Annotated in this window: 1 pseudogene; it reads left to right on the forward strand. The window is 48.4% G+C overall.

Annotated elements, in window-relative coordinates:
* Positions 1 to 651, forward strand: a pseudogene (locus tag R7Q48_RS28145) (transcription-repair coupling factor); the annotation flags it as partial.

Genomic DNA, 651 nt, shown 5'->3' on the forward strand with positions numbered 1-651 from the left:
CGTTGCCATACGACAATTTTTCTCCACACCAAGAGATCATTTCTGACCGTATTGCTCGCCTATACCAACTGCCAAATCAACGTGGCGGCGTCACTATCGTGCCTGTCAGCACTGTTCTTCAGCGCCAATCTCCGCGAGAATTTTTGTTACAGCACACATTAATGGTCAAAACAGGCGATAATTTCTCGCTAGAAAACCTGAGAGTGCAACTAGAGAACTCGGGTTATCGTCATGTAGACCAAGTATTTGGGCCGGGTGAATACGCGAGCCGAGGTTCGATTCTCGACTTATTCCCGATGGGCAGTGCTGATCCTTACCGCATTGACTTTTTCGATGATGAAATCGATACCATTCGCACTTTCGATCCAGAAAATCAGCGTTCTATCGAAGATATTCAGCAAATACAATTGCTGCCTGCGCATGAATTCCCAACGACGAAAGAAGCGATTGAAGATTTCCGTACTCGTTGGCGCACCCAGTTTGAGGCGAGACGCGAGCCAGAATCCATCTACATGCAAGTCACCAAAGGAACGTGGCCGGCAGGCATTGAATACTGGCAACCACTGTTCTTCGACCATACCGAAACCCTGTTCGACTACTTACCTGAAGATTCGCAGCTGATCACATACGGCGACATTGAAGCAGCCGTCG

The organism is Vibrio sp. 378 (assembly GCF_033339435.1).